Genomic DNA, 20,885 nt, shown 5'->3' with positions numbered 1-20,885 from the left:
AAGGGAGACGCGGCATGATTGAGGGCAACATCCTGTCTCTGCCTGCCTTGATCGGGGGCATCATCGTGAGAGACCGGAATTTGTCTAAGCAGATCAGGGACGGTGATGACCGTCTTCATGAGCGTGTGAACCGGATCAGAGATGAGTATGTTCGCCGTGATGATTTGCATCAACACATTGGCCGAGTTGATCAAGGGCTTAAAGATATGCGGGATGAAAGCCGCCAAGAAAATGCTCAAATCAACCGTCGACTTGATGATCTTTTGGCGAAACTCTCTGGCTCATAGCTGTGTCTGGTGCGGTGCGGATGCTGGTAGAAGTTGCACAAAAACCTAAAGCCGAAAATTCGATATCGGGAAAATCCTGATCTAGTGCGTTGACTTTATTGGCGAATTTGTCGATTCTTGCGGGGAGAAAGTGGTGCCGCCAGAGGGATTCGAACCCCCGACCCCCTGATTACAAATCAGGTGCTCTACCAGCTGAGCTATAGCGGCTTGATGGTCTTGCTTGTGGTTGCCATGGGAACCAAGAGACCTCATGAGGAATAGCTCTTAGGACAGTTTCTCCGGGGATGCAAAGCCAATTTCATTTTTCCACATCGTGGTGAAGGTGCCGCGTGAATGCTTGTGGCACAATGTCGGGCGGTAACCTTTTGCGTTGTGCGGTTGCCGCTTCGGTTTGACGCACAGATCGCTAGGCCTGCTTTTGCTGCTGGTGCTTCTTTTCCTTGATCAACATGCCTGCAACGCCAACGATCTGGCTGGCAATGTCGTCTGACAAAGCTGGTGATAGTGTGGCCATGTCAAACAAGGCTTCCTGCTCGTCAAAATCGACAAAGCCATCGGCCATGGTGACCATGCAGGCAGCAAAGAAGACCGTGCGGTGGGCTTCGGGTTCGATATAGCTAAAGGCTGCTGCTATGATTTCCGGGGTGGAGTAGGTTTCTCTGAGGCTTTTGAAATGATCCTTGGCCTGATCTGTGTTGTCGAGCCCGACACAGAGGGCCTTGACGATCGGCGCAATGTCGATTTCGTCTTTCGAGATTTCGCCGTCCAGGGCCGACATGGCGGTGATCAATGTCGCCTTGGCATGCATGTCGTCGCGGAAGTCAATGCTGATGTTGCTGCGATCAAGCGCGCTGAAAAGTCCCAAAATTAATTCCTCCAACAAGGGGGCGGATCATGGTGCCAGATCATTTGCAGATCAAGGGCCGCTCCAGAATATGGTGCGGATCTGATATCTGCAAGATGGCGGAATTTTGAGCCGCTAGCCGTTTTGCCATGGTTTGGAATTTGGGGTGCGTGAGAAAGAAGTCAATAGATTTTTGCTGCCTTTGGCAGTCGTCTGGGTCTTCAGGGCGCACCATCGGTCCCGCCCTGAAGAAACGTCATGTGAGTTTAAAGGCGGGTCCAGGTCTGACTGCGGCAGAACAGGCCGCCCGCAACGCAACCCGAGACTTTCAGTGCGTTGCCGTTCAGCGACATTTTGCTTTTGTAGGTTTTGTCCTTGTCCGGTGCCCAGATGGTGCCGCCGGAATATTTTCCACCGCCATCAGACGCCATATTCTTGATGATGCTCTTGCCCAAAGACGTCGGATTCTTCTTGCCAATCACCTTGACGATCGTGCCACAGATCTTGCTGCCGCAATCATTGATCTTTACGTGGATATAGGCACCGTCATCGCCCGGGGCGCTTTTCCATGTGCCATGAACCGGATCAGCCAAGGCAGGGCTGGCCATCAACAAACCAACGGCTGCGATCGCTGCTAGGGTCTTCTTCATTCTGTCTCCTCCCAGATAAACGAATGAGTGTTTGTTTCCGGGTCAGTGTGAACATGAAGTGACGTTTGCGTCAAGTTGTCGTAGGGGTAGTGCATATGCGAGGTGTGGGTAAGCTTGGGCGTAACCATTTTTGGTTCGTATTAGGCAAAATACTAATAAAGTGTTAAGCTGCAACCGGGGGGTGATAAGACTGTTTTCAAAAAGCCCTCGGGGAGTAGCGTAATGAATAAGTTATTGTTGGCGGCGATGGCTGTGTCTGTCGCTGGTTTTGCCTTTTCGAATATGGTCGCCTCTGCCGAGGCTGGCTATTGGGGCAAAAAAAAGACCAGTCTCATTGAGAGCAACAAGGCTGGGCACCGGATTTTCGTGCCGGCACATTGGGACAAGAAGTCAAGATCTTACATCTATCCAGAATATATCACCGTGAAGCCTCATACAACGGGCCACAGGCATTATGCCGTTCGCTATCGTGCGGTACGGGTGCATGAGGGGATGACATTCACGCGCACGCGGACCGTCGGTCAGGCGTCTGCCTGCTTGCAACCCTTTGACACGATGGGGAGCAAATATCGCGGCAAGCATCGGGTTTTCCGCGTCTGTCCGTAAGAGGCGCCAACTGGCAAAGACAACTGGCAAACAAAAAAGGCAGGGCTGTTTCTGGCCCTGCCTTTATTGATTTGGTTGTCTGTCGTTGCCCTCAACGCGTGAACAGTCCCTGACGTTTCAGCATGACCGCATAGAGGGTCATGGCCACGGCGTTGGAGACATTGAGGCTCTTGATCGGGCCGGGCATGTCGAGGCGGGCGAGGGCGGTGCATTTCTCGCGGCTGAGGCGTCTGAGGCCCTTGCCTTCCGAGCCAAAGATCAAAGCCATTGGACGCTTGTCATCCTGTTCGCTGATGATGGTCTCGAACGGCTGGCTTTCCTCGGAATCAAAACCAATCACATCAAAGCCGTTATCAGCCAGATCATCGAGGGCTCGTGCCAGGTTGGGCACAGTGACCATGGAGATCATGTCGAGACCACCTGAAGCTGTCTTGGCCAGCACACCCGATTCTTCAGGGCTGTGGCGACCGGTCATGACGATGGCTTCGGCGCCCAGTGCCACGCAGGAGCGGATAATCGCGCCGACATTGTGCGGATCGGTGATCTGATCGAGCACCACAACCAACTGGTGATTGAAAATATCGGAAATGTCGAGTGGGGGCAGGGGATGGGCGATCAGGACGGCGCCCTGATGCACGGCGTCGCGAGCCAGAAGGTCGATATCCTTGGGATTGGCGGTTTCCACCAGACCATCGAGACGGGCCGGGTTGCCGCCGATCTTGCGAATCTCGTCAACCAGACGGGCCTGCGCATTTGTGGTTGCATGCAGGCGGATCAATTCGCGCTCTTCATTGGCGATTGCGCTGGCAACCGCATGAATGCCGAAAATGCGCGCCTGATCGTCCTGCGGCCGGCGCTTTTGGCGGCTTGCGGCATTGGCTTGCGCTGCCTGCCGAGCCTTTTTCTGTTTTTGGGAGCGATTTTTTGTCATGGGCCGAGTTATGGCGCATTTTTGGCAAAGAACAAGCGAAAAGCAGTGCTTTTGTGGTCTTTCCCTTTCTTTTTGTGATCCCCTTTCCGTGGGAGGCTGTTTCATCGCAACAAGATGGAGGATGGTGTCGGCGTGGTGCAGTGCTGTTTGACCTTGTGCCAGAGACTGGAGAAGCGAGCGGGGAATTTTTGTCACATACGTCCTTAGTCTTTGATCGTATTTGAGATTTGCCCGGAAATATCCCCAAGGCAGAAGAGGAAAAAGGGAATACCCACAAAAATGATAAAATGCGTGTTGACTTCGCTCATGTGGTTTTGCATAAAGCCGCTCACGAACTGACCGCGACTTGGCGGGCTTTTCGAGACCATCCTGTTCGCAGGGACAGGAAGATGAAGCTTGGAGGAGTGTCCGAGTGGTTAAAGGAGACGGACTGTAAATCCGTTCGCTTAGCGTACGCTGGTTCGAATCCAGCCTCCTCCACCATCTTCATCTTGTAGTCTCGCGCGGGTGTAGCTCAATGGTAGAGCAACAGCCTTCCAAGCTGATGACGAGGGTTCGATTCCCTTCACCCGCTCCACCGTCTCCAGCTATCGATCAGGTCGGCTCGAATTTCCTTCCAATACGGTCTTTTTGTGTTGAACCGGGTTTGCGGCTTCTTGCAGAGAAGAGTTGCTTCCCTTTTGCGCTGAAGTGAGCCAACTCGATTGGCCTGAAGACGACGAGAGCTGTTTCCATGGCTAAGGAAAAGTTTGAACGTAATAAGCCGCATGTAAACATCGGCACGATTGGTCACGTTGACCATGGTAAAACCACCCTGACTGCAGCAATCACCATGACCCTTGCGGAAGTTGGTGGTGCAACTGCCAAGGCTTATGACGAGATTGACGGTGCGCCAGAAGAGCGTGCACGTGGTATCACGATCTCGACTGCTCACGTTGAGTATGAGACCGAGAACCGTCACTATGCCCACGTTGACTGCCCAGGCCACGCTGACTATGTGAAAAACATGATCACCGGTGCGGCTCAGATGGACGGCGCTATTCTGGTTTGCTCCGCAGCCGATGGCCCGATGCCACAGACCCGTGAGCACATCCTGCTTGCCCGTCAGGTTGGCGTGCCTGCTCTGGTTGTTTACCTGAACAAAGTTGACCAGGTTGACGACGAAGAGCTGCTTGAGTTGGTTGAAATGGAAGTGCGCGAGCTGCTGGACTCCTACGAGTTCCCAGGCGACGATATTCCTATCGTTAAAGGCTCTGCTCTTGCAGCGGTTGAAAACCGTGATGCAGCGATTGGCCGTGATTCCATCAAGGAACTGATGGCTGCGGTTGATGACTATATTCCAACGCCGGATCGTCCAGTTGACCTTCCGTTCCTGCTGCCAATCGAGGACGTGTTCTCGATCTCTGGCCGTGGTACGGTTGTGACCGGTCGTGTTGAGCGTGGTAAAGTTCATGTTGGTGACGAGATTGAAATCGTCGGCATCAAGGACACCCAGAAAACCACCTGTACCGGTGTTGAAATGTTCCGCAAGCTGCTTGATAGCGGTGAAGCAGGCGACAACGTTGGTGTTCTTCTGCGCGGTACCAAGCGTGAAGAAGTTGAGCGTGGTCAGGTTCTCTGCAAGCCGGGTTCTGTGAACCCGCATACCAAGTTCAAGGCAGAAGCCTACATCCTGACGAAAGAAGAAGGCGGTCGTCATACCCCATTCTTCACCAACTATCGTCCTCAGTTCTATTTCCGTACCACTGACGTGACGGGTGTTGTTACCCTGAACGAAGGTACCGAGATGGTTATGCCTGGCGATAACGTCGAGATGAATGTCGAGCTGATCGTGCCAATCGCCATGGAAGAAAAACTGCGCTTCGCTATCCGCGAAGGTGGTCGTACCGTAGGCGCCGGCATCGTCGGCTCTATCGTCGAGTAAGTCTCGCGAACATCAGAATTCTTGAGAAGCCCCGCTCAGCAGAGCGGGGCTTTTTTGTTGCCTATTTCTTTTCCAGCCGGAGGCGTAGCAGGTTGGCTATCCCGCTATCAAACAGTCGAATGCAGCTCTCCAGATAGGTTTGATAAAAGTGATACTGCCTTCGCCCGAATTTGGCGATGAAGGTATCTTCGTTGCTTCTCAGGCGTTTGCACCATGCTTGCAGCGTCTTGATATAATCCTCCGCATTCCAGTCACATTGGGTGATGGTGTGGCTGCCGTCGCTTGCCTGCTCCAGGATGGGCAGGTCGGGAAGGGCCGAACCGGCAAAGACCGCGTGCAGTAAGAAGTTCCAGTCTTTCAACTCGGCACGTGTGCGCGGGAGGCGTTGAACGGCAGATGTCTGAAGATAGAGGGGAGCGTGATCCTTTGACAGCTCGGCACAGCTTTGGAAAAAGTGTCTGTATTCCTTGATTGCCGTGCCATCCCTACGAGATTTGTAGGAGGCAATATGTTCGGTTGATTCCAGAGCAACCAGTGCGTCGAAGCGCTGACCATTCTGTGCGTAGCTTTGCCAAGTGGTTTCCCGCAGTGCGGGATGATTGGGAAAGCGGTGCTTGATATAGGCGATCTGGGCGGGGCTGGGTGTCAGGCCAAGATAATGGGCGTGTGTCGCCTGCTCGAGGCATTGGCAGGTGAAGGCACCCCAGCCACAGCCGATATCCAAAACGGATTTGTCAGCGTCCAGAGCTATGGTGTGCGTGATTGCCGTCAGATTGCGCGTTTGAGCGGTCTCAAGATCATCATGATCCTGCCATTGTCCTGCGCTGTAGGATAAATAGTGATCGTCCAGGAATAGTTCGAACAAGGCGGCTGGCGTGTCATAATGACTGCGAACTTCTGCTGTGCTTGCCATCGGTTTCTTCTCACAAAATGCTGTGCTGCCCAGTGGGTGAGTGTTCTGGCTTTGGCCGGCGAGGCTAGAAGGTGAAACTCGCAAGGCCGATGGTCACGCCTGCGCTGCCAACCACTGCGAGGGCGCGGTCACCTCGTTTGAGCTGGCCCTTTTCCAAGGCAAGGCTCATGGCGAGAGGAATGGAGGCGCTGGACGTGTTGCCGTATTCTTCGTGAGTGCTGACATATTTTTCGATTGGCAGACCCAGTTGCGCGGCAATGATCTCGATGGCCTTGCCACTGGCGGAGTGCGAGAAGAAAATGTCATAGGCCCCATGATTGAAATGGTCATCCGAGCGATAGGTCTGAACGATGCGGCGGATGGATGTGCTGACAATCTTGTCTGATGCTGCATAGAAACGACCCGGATCGAGCTTCCCTATTGTGTCGGGGGCATAGCAGGCGGCATTGCTCAGGGGAATGAGGCACCAATCAAAGCCTTCGGGAAATGTGCGCAGGCGGATATGTGCCTTTTCGGGATTTGCGTTGCTCAGGATGGTGGCGGTGGCGGCTTCGCCGACCGTGAAAATGGCAAAGGCCTGTTCCATCATTGTTGTGTCGGTGAGCGAAAGATTGGCGAAGGCGCTCATGCCTGCTTCGCTGTTGACCAGCAACACCCTTTTGAAATGACCTTGTTCCAGAAAGGCCTGGGCGGTGTCGAGGCCACGCATCCAGCTGGCGCAGGCATCGAGAATGTCAAAGCCGGTTGCCTTGGTCAGTCCGAGTTCATGTTGAACCCAGCTTGCCATGGCAGGCTCCAGCCAGCCACGGCCGATGCCGACATAGAGCACCAGATCAATATCCTCGGGCGCTGTGTCCGCCTCCTGCATGGCGCGGCGGGCAGCATCCAGAACGAGATGGCCGACGGGCAGGCCGGGGGGCGTGATATGACGCTTCTTGATGCCGGTCAACTCAAGGCCCGCGCGAATTTTCCGCTCCATTTCATCAAGGTCTTGTTCGGAAAAGTGGCCGTGATTGCGGTCACGAAACATCATCAGGGCCTGATCATTGTCGATGACCAGCTCGGGCACAGCGTGCGTGATGGCGTGGAATTTCATGCTCGGGACTCCCCCCTTGTCCGCGCAGGCCGATCGGTTGTCGATGGTCGCCTGATCAGTTGAGGCGCAGATTGATCATCTGGCTGATGGCCGGAGATTGCCAGAAGGGGCCCATATGTTGGCGTCAGGAGCCTATGGCGCTCCACTCGAGCTTTCGCCGACCCTTCCAGAGTTCCATCAAATGCGATGATTTGTTAGAGCTACGCATGTAGCATCAAGCCCGGAAGGGCTTGGCTGGCGTGTTTGCTTGACTCTGGCTGTGAGCGGCGATAGGGCCTATCTGAAGATGTTTAGACCAGACCAGTCAATGAGCGGAAGGATTGGCCATGCGCAACGACATTCGGATCATTGGGGGGACGGCTCATCCGGAGTTCACCACCAGAATATGCGACCATCTGGGTATTCGGCAATGCGAAAGCCGGGTGGTGAAATTCTCTAACGAGAATATTCTGGTTCAGATCATGGAGAATGTGCGAGAGGCGGATGTCTTTGTCATCCAGCCCTCCAGTCCACCGGTATCAGACGGAATCCTTGAGCTGCTGATCACCATCGATGCCTTGAAGCATGCGTCGGCCCGGCGCATCACGGCAGTTATTCCCTATTTCCCGTATTCCCGTTCTGACAAGAAGGATCAACCGCGTATCTCGGTGACAGCCCGTTTGATGGCTGATCTATTGGAGACGGCAGGGGCAGATCGGGTGTTGACGATGGATCTCCATGCGCCACAGGTGCAGGGTTTTTTCCGCTTTCCGGTGGATCAACTGAAGGCTGAACCTTTGCTGTGCGACTATCTCAAACAGACGCGGAATCTCGACAATTATGTTCTTGTGGCTGGCGATGTGGGGGAGGCGAAAGAGATTGGCGGTTATGCCAACCGTCTCAATCTGCCGATCGCCATCGTCGACAAGCGCCGCTATGGAGATGATGAAAAGCCGCGCGCCGTTCACATGATCGGCGATGTGAAGGGCAAACATGCCCTGATCATTGATGATGAGGTGGCGAGTGGCGGCACCTTGATCGAAGCGGCGAAATTTGTTCTGGATCGCGGTGCCTTGTCCGTTGAGGCGGCGGTGGTGCATCCGGTTCTGTCTGGTCAAGCCGTGGCGCGCATTGCCGATTCTCCCATTCGTTCTCTGGTGGCAACCGACAGTTTGCCCATTCTGGCGACCGAGAAGACCGAAAAGATAGAAATTTGCACCGTGTCAGAGATGTTTGCGAAGGCGATTGAGTCGATCCACAATGGGGCGTCTGTCTCGGATTTATTTCTCTGAGTGCTTTAACGCGGTGGTGGGCTCTACGGGAAAGTGAGATGTTTCACTCGTTTTCGCAGGAATGTCGGATTCGAGATGGTCATCCTTTTGTCATCAGTTGTTGATGTTTTGCACTTTTTTAGAATTTGGCCTTGCGGTGGGTAGAGAAGTTCAATAGGTAGTCTCCAACTTGGTTTTCACTGAGTGACACGGAAGTAGGGGTGTAGCTCAGCTGGTAGAGCATCGGTCTCCAAAACCGAGGGTCGGGGGTTCGAGTCCCTCCGCCCCTGCCATTTTCGTGCTTGATCTTCGTGCAGAAGATACTATATATGGTGAGAATCTTTTGAACGCGCGGAACCTGTTTCGCGCGTTATTATATGTGAGCGGTTATATGGCCAAGACCAATCCTTTTACCTTTTTGCAGCAAGTGCGTTCTGAAGCAGCCAAGGTTACATGGCCGACGCAGAAAGAGACTCTGGTTACCACCTTGATGGTTTTCGTGATGGTAGCACTTGCCTCTCTGTTCTTCTTGCTTGCTGACCAGGTGATGAGCTTTGGTGTGAGTTACATTCTGGGCTTGGGAGGATAAGCCAAGATGTCAAAAGCAAAGCGTTGGTATATCGTTCACGCCTACTCGAATTTTGAAAAGAAAGTCGCCGACGACATTCGCCTCAAGGCGGAGCAGACCGGTTTGGCTGACCTTTTCGAGGAAGTGCTGGTTCCGACTGAAAAGTTCGTTGAAGTCCGGCGCGGCCGCAAGGTTGAATCCGAGCGCAAGTTTTTCCCGGGTTACGTTCTGGTGAAAATGGCGATGACGGATGATGCTTATCACCTGATCAAGAATACGCCGAAAGTTACCGGCTTTCTGGGATCCGACAACAAACCTATGCCAATCTCCAATGCTGAGGCTGAGCGTCTGTTGTCCCAGGTAGAGGAAGGTGTCGACAAGCCGATGCCAACCATCAGTTTCGAAGTGGGCGAGCAGGTTCGGGTTTCCGATGGCCCGTTTGCCTCCTTCAACGGGCTCGTGGAAGAAGTGGACGAAGAGCGTGCACGTCTGAAGGTGACCGTGTCGATCTTTGGTCGCGCGACGCCTGTCGAGCTCGAATATAATCAGGTCGACAAGCTCTGATTATTTCTCATGCGTGCGGGAGATTGGTCTGTTTGCCAAGCAGTCCATCCAACCGCGCGCCTTTCTCATGTCTAACGCATACATCTACGGATGTAGGGGAAAGATACTATGGCAAAGAAGATTCAAGGCTACCTGAAGCTGCAGGTGCCTGCTGGTGCGGCCAACCCGTCGCCGCCAATCGGTCCTGCTCTTGGTCAGCGCGGCCTGAACATCATGGAATTCTGCAAGGCGTTCAACGCCAAGACGCAGGAAATGGAAAAGAATGCACCGGTTCCGGTCATCATCACCATTTTCCAGGATAAATCCTTCACCTTCGAAATGAAGACGCCTCCTGCGTCCTATTTCCTGAAGAAGGCTGCAAAGGTACAGAAGGGTTCTTCTGCTCCGGGTCGCGACGTTGGTGGCAAGGTCACCAAGGATCAGGTCAAAGAAATCGCGGAAGCGAAAATGAAAGATCTGAACGCCAACGACATCGAAGCTGCGATGTTGCAGATTGAAGGCACCGCCCGCGCGATGGGCTTTGAGGTCGTGGGGTAATTCGATATGGCTAAACTAGGTAAACGTGTTCGCGCCGCGCGCGAAAAAATCGACGCCAACGCCACTTACTCCCTCGAGGAAGCGGTCAAGGCCATCAAGGGTGCTGCTAGTGCCAAGTTCGACGAGACCGTTGAGGTTTCCCTGAATCTTGGTGTTGACCCTCGCCATGCCGACCAGATGGTTCGTGGTGTGTGTCAGCTGCCAGCCGGTACTGGTAAAACCGTCAAGGTTGCTGTTTTTGCTCGTGGCGACAAAGCCGAAGAAGCAAAAGCTGCGGGCGCTGATATCGTTGGTGCAGAAGAGCTGGTACAGGAAGTGCAGGGCGGCAAAATCAACTTTGATCGCTGCATTGCTACCCCTGACATGATGCCTCTGGTTGGTCGTCTTGGTAAAGTGCTCGGCCCACGCGGCATGATGCCGAACCCAAAAGTTGGTACCGTTACCCCTGACGTTGCTCAGGCTGTGAAGGATTCCAAAGGTGGTTCTGTAGAATTCCGCGTTGAGAAAGCCGGTATCATTCATGGCGGCGTTGGCAAAGTAAGCTTCGAAGAAGCTGCCATTGTTGAAAATATCAAGGCATTTGTTGCTGCGGTTTCCAAAGCGAAGCCATCGGGCGCCAAAGGCACCTACATGAAAAAGCTGTCCCTGTCCTCCACAATGGGGCCAGGTGTACGCGTAGATCTTGCTTCTGTCGAATAAACCGATTAGAAGTCAAACTTGATTCCCTCCGATTCCGATCGGGGGGATGTCTGGTTGTGGTCATCTGATGACCTTGTCAGACGCCTGTCCAAGACTGTGGGGGCCGATCGCTTTTGGTGTGACGCTTAATATCCTGCACAGATGGGGTGGACTGATATGACAAAGGATTTTGTCTGTTGGTTCGAACCTATGCTTGCCACCCTCGCTCAACGAGGCGGCAAGGAGGACAGGTCCCTTCGCGCCAGGTCTCCTTACCGCTATTGATAAGCGTGATCTGGTCAAGTGTAACCTCCGGCTTTTGTCTCGAACAAGGGCCGGTAACTGGAGAGAAGGCATTGGATAGAGCGGAAAAGCAAGAGCTTGTCGCGTCCCTGCATGAAACGCTGAACAGCGCGGAAGTGGTGGTCGTTGCTCACTATGCTGGCCTCACCGTCGCCGAAATGACCGCGCTTCGTAGTCAAGCGCGTGATGCAGGTGTCACGGTGCAGGTTGCCAAGAACCGTCTTGTCAAGCTCGCTCTTCAAGGCACGGACGCTGAACCACTCGCTGACCTGTTCAAGGGTCAGACCGTTATCGCCACCTCTGGCGATCCGGTTTCAGCACCGAAGGTGGCCTCTGAATTCGCCAAGAAAAACGACAAACTCGTTATTCTGGGCGGTGCCATGGGAACCACCGTACTCGATACCGCGGGCGTGAATGCACTTGCAACCATGCCATCGCTGGACGAACTGCGCGGCAAAATCATCGGTGTCATTCAGGCACCGGCGACCAAAGTTGCTCAGGTTCTGCAGGCTCCGGGCGGACAGCTCGCGCGTGTATTCGGCGCATATGCCAAGAAGGACGAAGCGGCATAAGGCCGTTCTCGAAACATTTAGAAATCTAGGTTCGTACCAATAGGAAACAATACGATGGCTGATCTTGAAAAGCTCGTAGAAGAACTCTCTACCCTCACCGTTATGGAAGCTGCTGAGCTGTCCACCATGCTTGAAGAGAAGTGGGGCGTTTCTGCTGCTGCTCCTGTTGCTGTTGCCGCTGCTGCTGGCCCAGCTGCTGAAGCTGCTGAAGAGAAAACCGAATTTGACGTAGTCCTGGCTTCTGCTGGCGACAAGAAAATCAACGTCATCAAAGAAGTTCGTGGCATCACCGGTCTTGGCCTCAAAGAAGCCAAAGAGCTGGTAGAAGGTGCTCCGAAAGCTGTCAAAGAAGGCGTAGACAAAGCAGAAGCAGAAGAGCTGAAAGCAAAGCTCGAAGCTGCTGGTGCTACCGTCGAACTGAAATAAGGTTTATCCTTATGATGAATTCCGGGGGAATCACTCCTCCGGAATTCGCCCAAAATCAGGTGTCCAATTTTTAATTGGGCGTTTTTCTCAAGAGCCTGCACAATCCTGTGACGGGCTTTTTGGCCAACCGCCCACAGAGCGATACGAGGAGCGACGATGGCTCAGACGTTTTCTGGTCGCAAAAAGCTAAGAAAATACTTTGGTCATATTAAAGAAGTGGCAGAAATGCCAAATCTTATCGAAGTACAGAAGGCTTCATATGACCAATTCCTGCAAGTAGATGAACCCGCCTCCGGACGCTTCGATGAGGGTCTTCAGGCGGTCTTTTCGTCTGTTTTCCCGATTACGGACTTCTCGGGAACGGCTCAGCTTGAGTTCGTGCGCTACGAATTTGAGGCTCCCAAATATGACACCGAGGAATGCCGCCTGCGCGGTATGACCTATTCGGCCCCACTGAAGCTGACCCTGCGTCTGATTGTCTTCGAAGTGGATGAGGATACCGGTGCCAAGTCTGTTAAAGACATCAAAGAACAAGATGTCTATATGGGCGACATGCCGCTCATGACGGACAAGGGTACCTTCATTGTCAATGGCACCGAGCGCGTGATTGTGTCTCAGATGCACCGTTCCCCGGGCGTCTTTTTCGATCATGACAAAGGCAAAAGCCATTCTTCGGGCAAGCTTCTGTTCGCTGCGCGCATCATTCCTTATCGTGGTTCCTGGCTCGACATCGAGTTTGATGCCAAGGATATCGTCTATGCCCGTATCGACCGTCGGCGCAAGATCCCGGTATCCAGCCTGCTTTATGCTCTTGGTCTCGACACCGAGGAAATTCTCGACACCTATTATAACGCCGTCAACTATCAGCGTAGTGACAATGCCTGGCGCGTCGCCTTCAAGGGCGATGAAGTCAAAGGCACCAAGCCAGAACGCGATATGGTGGATGCGGAAACCGGTGAAGTGGTCTTTGAAGGCGGCAAAAAGCTGACCGCCCGTCAAATCCGCAAACTGGTTGATGGTGGCCTGAAGTTCCTCAAGGTCGAGGACGAAGACCTGTATGGCAAGTACCTGTCTGAAGATGCTGTGTCCTACACCACTGGTGAGATCTTCGCCGAAGCGGGTGACGAGATTGACGAGAAAATCCTCGCAACTCTGAAAGAATCCGGTTTCGAGGACGTGTCTGTTCTGAATATCGACCACGTCACCGTTGGTGCATACATCCGCAACACTCTGTCGGTTGACAAGAACTCCGATCGTGAATCGGCTCTGTTTGACATCTACCGCGTGATGCGTCCGGGTGAACCGCCTACCATCGAAACCGCGGAAGCCATGTTCCAGTCGCTGTTCTTTGATGCAGAGCGCTATGATCTGTCCGCGGTTGGTCGCGTGAAGATGAATATGCGCATGGATCTGGATGTCGAAGACACCGTTCGTATTCTGCGTAAGGAAGACATTGTCGAAGTCATTCGTACTTTGCTTGATCTGCGTGATGGCAAGGGCGAGATTGACGACATCGATAACCTTGGGAACCGTCGTGTTCGTTCCGTTGGCGAATTGATGGAAAACCAATATCGTATCGGTCTGCTCCGCATGGAGCGTGCGATCAAGGAACGTATGTCCTCGATCGAGATCGATACCGTGATGCCTCAGGATCTGATCAACGCCAAGCCGGCTGCTGCTGCTGTGCGTGAATTCTTCGGCTCTTCGCAGCTGTCGCAGTTCATGGACCAGAACAACCCGCTGTCCGAGATCACTCACAAGCGTCGTCTCTCCGCGTTGGGCCCAGGTGGTTTGACCCGTGAGCGTGCGGGCTTTGAGGTTCGCGACGTGCATCCAACGCACTATGGTCGTATCTGCCCGATTGAAACGCCGGAAGGTCCGAACATTGGTCTGATCAACTCGCTGGCGACCTTTGCCCGTGTCAACAAATATGGCTTCATCGAGTCTCCTTACCGTAAGGTCAAGGATGGTCGCGTGACTGGCGAAGTGGTTTACCTCTCCGCCATGGAAGAAGCCAAGCACTATGTGGCACAGGCCAACATCGAACTGACCGCTGAAGGTGGCTTTGTTGACGAAACCGTCATCTGCCGTCACGCTGGCGATGTGATGATGGTGCCGGTTGAGCGCGTTGACTTTATGGACGTGTCGCCAAAACAGCTCGTATCGGTCGCAGCCGCGCTCATTCCGTTCCTCGAGAACGATGACGCCAACCGCGCACTGATGGGATCGAACATGCAGCGTCAGGCTGTGCCTCTGGTTCGTGCCGAAGCCCCATTCGTGGGGACGGGCATGGAGCCGATTGTGGCGCGCGATTCTGGTGCCGCGATTGCAGCCACTCGGACCGGTATTGTCGATCAGGTCGATGCGACCCGTATCGTTATCCGGGCAACCGAAGAGCTCGATCCGAGCAAGTCTGGCGTTGACATCTATCGTCTGGCCAAGTTCCAGCGTTCGAACCAGTCCACCTGCATCAACCAGCGTCCGCTGGTCTCCGTTGGTGACTTCGTTCAGAAGGGCGAGATCATCGCGGACGGTCCATCGACCGATCTAGGCGATCTGGCACTGGGTCGCAACGTGCTTGTGGCCTTCATGCCATGGAATGGTTACAACTTCGAGGATTCGATCCTGCTCTCCGAGCGTATCGTGAAAGAAGACGTCTTCACTTCGGTTCACATCGAAGAATTTGAAGTGATGGCCCGCGATACCAAGCTTGGCCCTGAAGAGATCACCCGTGATATTCCGAACGTATCGGAAGAATCGCTGAAAAATCTCGACGAGGCAGGCATCACCTATATTGGTGCGGAAGTGAAGCCGGGCGACATTCTCGTCGGCAAGATCACGCCGAAGGGTGAAAGCCCGATGACGCCGGAAGAAAAGCTTCTGCGTGCCATCTTCGGTGAGAAGGCTTCCGACGTGCGTGATACCTCCTTGCGCATGCCTCCGGGCACGTTCGGTACCGTTGTTGAGGTTCGCGTCTTTAACCGGCACGGCATCGACAAGGACGAGCGCGCGATGTCCATCGAGCGTGAAGAGATCGAACGTCTTGCAAAAGACCGTGACGATGAGCAAGCGATCCTGGATCGCAACGTCTATGGCCGTCTGGCTGACATGCTCAATGGTCACGTCGGCTCTACCGGTCCGAAAGGCTTCAAGAAGGACACCACCATTACCCATGCGGAAATGGCTGAGTATCCTCGTAGCCAGTGGTGGCTGTTTGCCTCCGAAGACGAAAAGCTGATGGGTGAAGTGGAAGCACTTCGCAACCAGTATGACGACAGCCGCAAGCGCCTCGAGCAGCGTTTCATCGACAAGGTCGAGAAGCTGCAGCGCGGGGACGAGCTGCCACCGGGCGTCATGAAAATGGCCAAGGTCTTTATCGCGATCAAGCGTAAGATCCAGCCAGGTGACAAAATGGCCGGTCGTCACGGCAACAAGGGTGTGGTTTCCCGCATCGTGCCTATCGAAGATATGCCATATCTGGAAGATGGTACCCATGTTGACATCGTGCTGAACCCTCTGGGCGTTCCGTCACGCATGAATGTCGGACAGATCCTTGAAACCCATCTGGGTTGGGCCTGTGCCGGTATGGGTCGCAAGATCGGCAAGATGTACGATGAGTATCGCAAATCGGGCAATATTGAGCCTTTGCGTTTGGAGCTTGACAGCGTCTACCATGACAATGGCAAGAATCTTGATGTCAAGGAGCATGACGACGACAGCGTTGCGCGGATGGCTGAGCAGCTGCGTAAAGGCGTATCCATCGCGACTCCGGTCTTCGATGGTGCCCATGAGCCTGATGTTGTGGAGATGCTTGAGAAAGCCGGGCTTCACAGTTCAGGGCAGTCGACCCTGTTTGATGGCCGTACCGGTGATCAGTTCGACCGTCCCGTGACGGTTGGCTACATCTACATGCTGAAGCTGCACCATCTGGTCGATGACAAGATCCACGGTCGTTCGATTGGCCCATACAGCCTCGTTACCCAGCAGCCGCTTGGTGGTAAGGCCCAGTTTGGTGGTCAGCGTTTCGGTGAGATGGAGGTCTGGGCGCTGGAAGCGTATGGCGCCGCCTACACCTTGCAGGAAATGCTCACCGTCAAGTCGGATGACGTGGCTGGCCGTACCAAGGTCTATGAAGCAATCGTTCGGGGGGATGATACCTTCGAAGCCGGTATTCCGGAAAGCTTCAACGTCCTTGTCAAGGAGATCCGGTCCCTTGGTCTGAATATGGAGTTGGAAGACAGCCAGCGCCTGCTCGATCTGGAACCGAACGATACGCCGCCTGCGGACGCTGCTGAATAAGCAGCGCCCGAACCCACAAACCGAGGCATCATTTTCGGAACGGATCGCGGAGGAAAACCGCGGTCCGTCAACCCGTAAAGAGGAGACACCATGAACCAAGAGGTCATGAATCTTTTCAGTCCGCAGGCTCAGGCCCAGACCTTTGACCAGATCCGCGTGTCCATCGCGAGCCCTGAGAAAATTCTCAGTTGGTCATTTGGCGAGATCAAGAAGCCTGAAACGATCAACTATCGTACGTTCAAGCCTGAACGCGATGGTCTGTTCTGCGCGCGCATCTTTGGCCCAATCAAGGACTATGAGTGCTTGTGCGGCAAATATAAGCGCATGAAATACAAAGGCATCATCTGCGAGAAGTGCGGTGTGGAAGTAACCCTTTCGCGCGTGCGCCGTGAGCGGATGGGTCATATCGAACTCGCTGCTCCCGTTGCGCATATCTGGTTCCTGAAGTCTCTGCCATCGCGCATTGGCCAGCTGCTGGATATGACGCTGAAGGATCTTGAGCGCGTTCTCTATTTTGAGAATTACATCGTCGTTGAGCCGGGTCTGACACCGCTGAAGGAATATCAGCTGCTGACCGAGGAAGAACATGTCATTGCTCAGGACGAGTATGGCGAAGATACTTTCACGGCGATGATCGGGGCGGAAGCGATCCGTGAGATTTTGGCGTCGCTCGATCTTGAGCAATTGTCTGAAAAGCTGCGTCAGGAAATCGCTGAAAGCACCTCGACACTGAAGCCAATCAAGCTGGCCAAGCGTCTGAAGATCGTTGAAGCCTTCATCGAATCCGGCAACCGTCCGGAATGGATGATCATGACGATCGTTCCCGTGATTCCACCGGACCTGCGTCCGCTGGTGCCGCTGGATGGTGGTCGCTTTGCGACGTCTGATTTGAACGATCTTTATCGTCGTGTGATCAACCGTAACAACCGTCTGAAGCGTCTGATGGAGTTGCGTGCGCCGGATATCATCATCCGGAACGAAAAGCGCATGCTGCAGGAATCCGTTGATGCGCTGTTCGATAACGGTCGTCGCGGTCGTGTGATCACCGGTGCCAACAAGCGTCCGCTCAAATCGCTGTCCGACATGCTCAAGGGTAAGCATGGTCGTTTCCGTCAGAACCTGCTGGGTAAACGCGTCGACTATTCCGGTCGTTCGGTTATCGTTGTTGGTCCTGAACTGAAGCTGCACCAGTGCGGTCTGCCGAAGAAAATGGCACTGGAGCTGTTCAAGCCATTCATCTATTCGCGTCTTGACGCCAAGGGCTACTCGACCACGGTCAAGCAGGCCAAGAAGCTCGTCGAGAAGGGCAAGCCGGAAGTGTGGGATATCCTTGATGAGGTTATTCGCGAACATCCGGTGATGCTGAACCGCGCACCGACCCTTCACCGTCTTGGCATTCAGGCTTTCGAGCCGACCCTGATTGAAGGCAAGGCGATTCAGCTGCATCCGCTGGTCTGTTCCGCGTTCAACGCCGACTTTGACGGTGACCAGATGGCCGTTCACGTGCCTCTGTCCCTTGAAGCACAGCTTGAAGCGCGCGTTCTGATGATGTCGACCAACAACATTCTGCATCCGGCCAACGGTGACCCGATCATCGTGCCTTCGCAGGATATCGTGCTTGGTCTGTATTATCTCTCGATCATGAATGACAATGAGCCGGGTGAGGGGATGTTGTTCTCCGATATCGGCGAGTTGCATCACGCGCTGGAAACCAAAGCTGTTACGCTGCATGCCAAAGTCAAGGGCCGGTTCAAAACGGTTGACGAGCAGGGCAATCCTGTCTCGGAAATCCACGAGACCACCCCGGGCCGCATGCTGATCGGTGAATTGCTGCCACGCAACCACAATGTGTCCTACGACGTCTGCAACAAGCTGATGACCAAGAAGGACATCTCCAAGATGATCTATACCGTCTACCGCCATTGCGGTCAGAAGGAAACGGTCATCTTCTGTGACAAGATCATGGGGCTGGGCTTCAATCGTGCGTTCCGCGCCGGTATTTCGTTCGGCATGGATGACATGGTTATTCCTGACACCAAGGCGGGGCTGATTGAGTCGACTTCGACCATGGCAAAGGAATTTGAGCAGCAATATAACGATGGTCTGATCACGCAGGGCGAGAAATACAACAAGGTTGTTGATGCCTGGGCGAAATGTACCGACCGTGTTGCTGATGAAATGATGAAGCGCATTAAGGCGGTTGAATTTGACGAGGAAACCGGACGCCAGAAACAGATGAACTCTGTTTACATGATGGCCCACTCCGGTGCCCGTGGTTCGCCAGCCCAGATGAAACAGCTTGCCGGTATGCGTGGTCTGATGGCCAAGCCGTCGGGTGAGATCATCGAAACGCCGATCATTTCGAACTTTAAAGAAGGCCTGACCGTGATGGAGTACTTTAACTCCACCCACGGTGCCCGTAAGGGTCTGGCCGATACGGCTCTGAAAACGGCAAACTCCGGTTACCTGACCCGTCGTCTGGTGGACGTTGCTCAGGATTCCATCATCACCGAGCGTGATTGTGGGTCCGAGGAAGGTCTCGATGTGCAGGCGATTGTCGATGCTGGCCAGATCGTTGCGTCACTGGGTGTTCGTACCCGTGGCCGTACCGCTGCTGCTGATGTTGTCAATCCCAAGACTGGTGAAGTGATCGTTCCTAAAAACGAGATCATTTCAGAAGAGCATCTGGACGAAATCGAGACCTGTGGTCTGCAGTCCATCAAGGTTCGCTCGGTTCTGACCTGTAACTCGCGCAACGGTGTTTGTGCGGCTTGTTACGGGCGTGACCTTGCACGCGGCACCGAAGTCAATATCGGTGAAGCGGTTGGTGTTATTGCCGCTCAGTCGATCGGGGAGCCCGGAACCCAGTTGACCATGCGTACCTTCCATATCGGTGGTACGGCACAGGTGGTTGACAGTTCCTTCATCGAGTCCAACTTCGAAGGCACGATTCAGATCCGTAACCGCAACGTGGCCCGCGATTCCGATGGTAAGCTTGTTGCACTTGGTCGTACCGTCGCCATTGTCATCATTGATGAGGAAGGCAACGAACGCTCGGTCAACAAACTAGCCTATGGTTCGCATCTGCATGTGGATGATGGTGATAAGGTCAAGCCGGGTCAGCGTCTGGCCGAATGGGATCCATATACCCGTCCGGTTCTCAGTGAGGTTGACGGTGTTGTCGACTTTGAGGATGTTGCAGAAGGCCTTTCGGTCAGCGAAGCAACCGATGAGTCGACCGGTATCACCAAGCGTGTCGTGATCGACTGGCGTTCGAATCCGCGGTCTGCGGAGATGAAACCAGCCATCACTGTGCGTGACTCCAACGGGGCGATGCGTACCCTGCCACGTGGTGGTGATGCGCGTTATCTGTTGCAGGTCGATGCCATTTTGTCGGTGCAGCCGGGCAACAAGATTTCTGCCGGTGACGTTCTGGCGCGTGTTCCTATGGAAAGCGCCAAAACGAAAGACATTACCGGTGGTCTGCCTCGTGTTGCCGAACTGTTTGAAGCCCGTCGTCCGAAGGATCATGCGGTCATCGCCGATACCGATGGCACCATCCGCTTTGGTCGCGACTACAAGAACAAGCGTCGCATCATTCTGGAGCCACACGCAGAAGGCGCCGAGCCGATTGAGTATCTGATCCCGAAAGGTCGTCCGTTCCATCTTCAGGATGGTGACCAGATCGAAAAGGGTGAATATATCCTCGACGGCAACCCGGCACCGCATGACATTCTGGCAGTGAAGGGCGTAGCTGCTCTGGCTGACTATCTCGTCAACGAGATCCAGGACGTCTATCGTCTTCAGGGTGTGGGCATCAACGACAAGCATATCGAAGTGATTGTGCGTCAGATGTTGCAGAAGGTTGAAATCGAAGATCAGGGCGATAGCTACTTCCTGCATAATGAGCAGGTTGATCGTCTTGAATTTGCGGAAGAGAATGAACGTCTCCTCGCAGAAGGCAAGGAACCAGCCAAGGGCAAGCCTGTCCTGCTGGGTATTACCAAAGCCTCGCTGCAGACCCGTTCCTTCATTTCGGCAGCTTCGTTCCAGGAAACCACGCGCGTTCTGACCGAAGCGTCTGTTCAGGGCAAGATCGATACGCTCGAAGGCCTGAAAGAGAATGTGATCGTTGGTCGCTTGATCCCGGCCGGTACCGGTCGTGTGATGTCGGGTCTGCGTCGGGTTGCGACCCATCGCGATGATCTGATCCTTGAAGAAAAACAACGGGCACAGTCTTTGACGTCGACCCCGCAGCTGACCACCAGTGCAAGTGATCCAGTGGAGCCTGCTGAATAAGCAGCGATTCACTCGAATCTTTAAAAGGCCGCTTCAATTGGAGCGGCCTTTTCTTTTGGCCTTTTGACTGGCGATTCCTCAGGCTTATCATTGGGTGGTTGGGGAAGAATCGAGTCATTTCCGTGCCTTAGTACTAAG

General features: G+C 54.0%; 17 protein-coding genes and 4 tRNA genes. 15 read left to right on the top strand and 6 right to left on the bottom strand.

Annotated features, from left to right (window positions below):
* Positions 1-14: 14 nt before the first annotated feature.
* The gene (locus tag DSD30_RS08170) at positions 15-287 is read left to right on the top strand and encodes a hypothetical protein (protein WP_114009140.1); all 273 of its coding nucleotides are present in this window, start codon (positions 15-17) and stop codon (positions 285-287) included.
* A 131-nt stretch (positions 288-418) separates the two neighbouring features.
* Here DSD30_RS08170 and DSD30_RS08165 read toward each other — a convergent pair.
* The 3 genes from DSD30_RS08165 to DSD30_RS08155 form a co-directional block, all read right to left on the bottom strand.
* Positions 419-494: transfer RNA gene (locus DSD30_RS08165), tRNA-Thr, on the bottom strand.
* Positions 495-693: 199 nt separating this feature from the next.
* Positions 694-1,152 (bottom strand): tellurite resistance TerB family protein, encoded by a 459-nt coding sequence (locus tag DSD30_RS08160; protein WP_114009139.1) that lies wholly within the window; start codon positions 1,150-1,152, stop codon positions 694-696.
* 245 nt (positions 1,153-1,397) lie between these two features.
* Entirely contained in the window at positions 1,398-1,781 is a 384-nt protein-coding gene (locus DSD30_RS08155; protein ID WP_114009138.1) for a DUF2147 domain-containing protein, read from the bottom strand.
* A gap of 222 nt (positions 1,782-2,003) precedes the next feature.
* On the opposite strand from DSD30_RS08155, the gene DSD30_RS08150 reads away from it, so the two are divergent.
* Positions 2,004-2,387 carry a hypothetical protein gene (locus DSD30_RS08150; RefSeq protein WP_114009137.1) on the top strand — a complete coding sequence of 128 codons (384 nt, stop codon included), beginning with the start codon at positions 2,004-2,006 and terminating at the stop codon, positions 2,385-2,387.
* A 91-nt stretch (positions 2,388-2,478) separates the two neighbouring features.
* Here DSD30_RS08150 and DSD30_RS08145 read toward each other — a convergent pair whose 3' ends face one another.
* The gene (locus DSD30_RS08145; protein ID WP_114009136.1) at positions 2,479-3,318 is read right to left on the bottom strand and encodes a TrmH family RNA methyltransferase; all 840 of its coding nucleotides are present in this window, start codon (positions 3,316-3,318) and stop codon (positions 2,479-2,481) included.
* 398 nt (positions 3,319-3,716) lie between these two features.
* On the opposite strand from DSD30_RS08145, the gene DSD30_RS08140 reads away from it, so the two are divergent.
* The 3 genes from DSD30_RS08140 (at position 3,717) to tuf (ending at position 5,242) form a co-directional block, all read left to right on the top strand.
* Positions 3,717-3,801, top strand: a tRNA-Tyr gene (locus DSD30_RS08140).
* 20 nt (positions 3,802-3,821) lie between these two features.
* Positions 3,822-3,895: transfer RNA gene (locus DSD30_RS08135), tRNA-Gly, on the top strand.
* A 156-nt stretch (positions 3,896-4,051) separates the two neighbouring features.
* On the top strand, positions 4,052-5,242 hold the full coding sequence (tuf, locus tag DSD30_RS08130) for an elongation factor Tu (protein ID WP_114009121.1): 1,191 nt from the start codon (positions 4,052-4,054) through the stop codon (positions 5,240-5,242).
* 61 nt (positions 5,243-5,303) lie between these two features.
* Here tuf and DSD30_RS08125 read toward each other — a convergent pair whose 3' ends face one another.
* Together DSD30_RS08125 and DSD30_RS08120 are read right to left on the bottom strand one after the other, a co-directional pair.
* A complete protein-coding gene (locus DSD30_RS08125; protein ID WP_114009135.1) occupies positions 5,304-6,155 on the bottom strand; it encodes a class I SAM-dependent methyltransferase in 852 nt (283 codons plus the stop codon).
* Between the two features lie 64 nt (positions 6,156-6,219).
* Positions 6,220-7,251, bottom strand: a complete 1,032-nt coding sequence (locus tag DSD30_RS08120; RefSeq protein ID WP_114009134.1) for a 3-oxoacyl-[acyl-carrier-protein] synthase III C-terminal domain-containing protein — start codon at positions 7,249-7,251, stop codon at positions 6,220-6,222.
* Positions 7,252-7,577: 326 nt separating this feature from the next.
* On the opposite strand from DSD30_RS08120, the gene DSD30_RS08115 reads away from it, so the two are divergent.
* The 10 genes from DSD30_RS08115 to rpoC all read left to right on the top strand — a co-directional run bounded on the left by DSD30_RS08115 (position 7,578) and on the right by rpoC (position 20,747).
* Positions 7,578-8,522, top strand: coding sequence for a ribose-phosphate diphosphokinase (locus tag DSD30_RS08115; protein WP_114009133.1), 945 nt, complete (start codon positions 7,578-7,580; stop codon positions 8,520-8,522).
* Between the two features lie 196 nt (positions 8,523-8,718).
* A tRNA-Trp gene (locus tag DSD30_RS08110) sits at positions 8,719-8,794 on the top strand.
* A 98-nt stretch (positions 8,795-8,892) separates the two neighbouring features.
* The gene (gene secE, locus DSD30_RS08105; RefSeq protein WP_114009132.1) at positions 8,893-9,090 is read left to right on the top strand and encodes a preprotein translocase subunit SecE; all 198 of its coding nucleotides are present in this window, start codon (positions 8,893-8,895) and stop codon (positions 9,088-9,090) included.
* Positions 9,091-9,096: 6 nt separating this feature from the next.
* Entirely contained in the window at positions 9,097-9,633 is a 537-nt protein-coding gene (gene nusG, locus DSD30_RS08100; protein WP_114009131.1) for a transcription termination/antitermination protein NusG, read from the top strand.
* A 108-nt stretch (positions 9,634-9,741) separates the two neighbouring features.
* Positions 9,742-10,170 (top strand): 50S ribosomal protein L11, encoded by a 429-nt coding sequence (gene rplK, locus DSD30_RS08095; protein WP_114009130.1) that lies wholly within the window; start codon positions 9,742-9,744, stop codon positions 10,168-10,170.
* Positions 10,171-10,176: 6 nt separating this feature from the next.
* A complete protein-coding gene (gene rplA, locus DSD30_RS08090) occupies positions 10,177-10,869 on the top strand; it encodes a 50S ribosomal protein L1 (RefSeq protein ID WP_114009129.1) in 693 nt (230 codons plus the stop codon).
* A gap of 335 nt (positions 10,870-11,204) precedes the next feature.
* Positions 11,205-11,723: a 50S ribosomal protein L10 gene (gene rplJ, locus DSD30_RS08085; protein ID WP_114009128.1), complete on the top strand. Its 519-nt coding sequence runs from the start codon at positions 11,205-11,207 to the stop codon at positions 11,721-11,723.
* Positions 11,724-11,777: 54 nt separating this feature from the next.
* Positions 11,778-12,149: a 50S ribosomal protein L7/L12 gene (gene rplL / locus DSD30_RS08080; RefSeq protein ID WP_114009127.1), complete on the top strand. Its 372-nt coding sequence runs from the start codon at positions 11,778-11,780 to the stop codon at positions 12,147-12,149.
* A gap of 156 nt (positions 12,150-12,305) precedes the next feature.
* Positions 12,306-16,448 carry a DNA-directed RNA polymerase subunit beta gene (gene rpoB, locus DSD30_RS08075; protein ID WP_114009126.1) on the top strand — a complete coding sequence of 1,381 codons (4,143 nt, stop codon included), beginning with the start codon at positions 12,306-12,308 and terminating at the stop codon, positions 16,446-16,448.
* 90 nt (positions 16,449-16,538) lie between these two features.
* On the top strand, positions 16,539-20,747 hold the full coding sequence (gene rpoC / locus DSD30_RS08070) for a DNA-directed RNA polymerase subunit beta' (protein ID WP_114009125.1): 4,209 nt from the start codon (positions 16,539-16,541) through the stop codon (positions 20,745-20,747).
* Positions 20,748-20,885: the final 138 nt, after the last annotated feature.

Source organism: Cohaesibacter intestini (genome assembly GCF_003324485.1).
Taxonomy (GTDB): domain Bacteria; phylum Pseudomonadota; class Alphaproteobacteria; order Rhizobiales; family Cohaesibacteraceae; genus Cohaesibacter; species Cohaesibacter intestini.
The sequence above is the reverse complement of the archived record's forward strand: the minus strand, read 5'-3'. Positions and strand labels throughout refer to the sequence as shown.